Origin of the sequence: Bathymodiolus azoricus thioautotrophic gill symbiont (assembly GCF_001298715.1) — a bacterium.
Lineage (GTDB): Bacteria > Pseudomonadota > Gammaproteobacteria > PS1 > Pseudothioglobaceae > Thiodubiliella.
Genome location: NZ_CDSC02000339.1, coordinates 1 through 1,728, shown reverse-complemented (window position 1 = coordinate 1,728; position 1,728 = coordinate 1). Strand labels below are relative to the sequence as shown.

At 28.5% G+C, this 1,728-nt stretch carries 1 pseudogene; it reads left to right on the top strand.

What is annotated here, in order from left to right:
* Positions 1-900 precede the first annotated feature (900 nt).
* Positions 901-990: pseudogene (locus BAZSYMA_RS09690) on the top strand (AAA family ATPase); the annotation flags it as partial.
* Between the last annotated feature and the right edge of the window lie 738 nt (positions 991-1,728).

Below are 1,728 nucleotides of genomic sequence, written 5' to 3'. Positions count from 1 at the left end.
ATTACATTTTGTGCATGGGTGCTGACTTCTTAGATTTTGATACCTTAAGATTTTGAGAGTTCTTTGCTGATTGTTTGAAAATAACGCTTCGGACATGACCCCATGTACGACCCTGCTATATCCAACAACAAAAGTCTTACAAACATTTAATTTGTTTGTGGATATTTGCATTCTCATTTGATATTTGACATATTATTTAACTTGTTGAAGGCAGTCAGTATTTGGTATCTGACATAATATTTAACTTGTTGAAGACAGTCAGTATTTTGTAGATGTAGAAGAAGTAATTGTATGGTTTAAAATAATTTATTACAAATTTTAGCCCTATTGTATAGATTTTTCATTTTGTTGTTTAGGAATCAGTAGAGTTACCCCTAACACATCCAGAATACTATGAAGAAATGGGTATAAAACCTCCAAAAGGAGTCATATTGTATGGTCCACCTGGAACTGGTAAGAATACATATTATTTTCACACTTTATGAATGAGTTTTAGTTAATTTAAATTAGTAAATTAATCAACTTTGAAGATAAAAAATCTAATTTGAAAAAATAGTTGTTCATAGTACAATGCATAATACTATGTATTTATATATAATATGGTACCCAGTATTTGCAGTGAATTACGTACTGGTATTTATTCCATGTTAAAGTGTTCATGGTGAAATGCACTGTCCACAACTTTGTATTTTATTAAAATATAAAAAGTTTACTTGAAAAAAAAAACTAACATGTTTGATATAGTTTGGCAAAAACTACTTATTTGCATTTAAATATTGTAATTGGAACTAATTATACAAAGTTTTTGTTAACGGATGTTAATTTTTATATAACCAAAGATGATGTAGAATCTAACAAATAAAATACATGACACATTATTTCAATATATTTTGTATTTTAGGTAAAACATTATTAGCAAAAGCTGTCGCCAATCAGACATCGGCAACATTTTTGAGAGTTGTTGGATCTGAATTAATTCAAAAATATTTGGTAAGTTTGAAAAGGTATCATTAAAAAGGAAAATCAGTGGTACAAATAACTTTAGCCAACTACAGGGGTATAAAAGGGATTACTTCCCTTGATTTTCAAAACTGGAAAATATATTGACACTGTTCAGATCAAGGAAAGATTTTTTTTTAAATAACACAGCATACAGTTGTTTCTTTTATGAATTCGCCATTAAATCCTTGTTGGTTAATTAAATGACTGTTTTGTACTATAATAATCAATTGGTGAAGTAAACTTTTGTCAAATCTTTATTGTTCATGATATCAGAATATGGCTGATCAGATATTGCTGGATTATTGACATGGAGAAGTGCGAAGACATAAAATAGAAGATTTTAATTGATATTCTGGATAATAGTGAAAATACAAATAGTCTCTCTCACATATTTAAAGTGGAAGAAAGTTGGATCAGTTGCTTAACATTTGTGCATTTTGTTGTATTTTTTTTACTTAGTAATTTCCTGTCTGTATTTTTCAAAGATTTGATCAAGCTCTTATGGTTTCTGAGACAAAAGAGATTAAATGGGACCAAAAACCCAGAATAATATTCTGTTTTTATATTAAGTCCAATTTGTTTGAGTTTATTCCAATAAATACCGTTGAAAAATTCCTCTCTGTAGTTTGCAACAGATTTGTTGTAGCTCTTCCTGTTTCAAAGATATGAGGGAACGAAAAGAGACTGATGTCCAAAATTTTAATTTATATTTTGAAGTCTGATTTT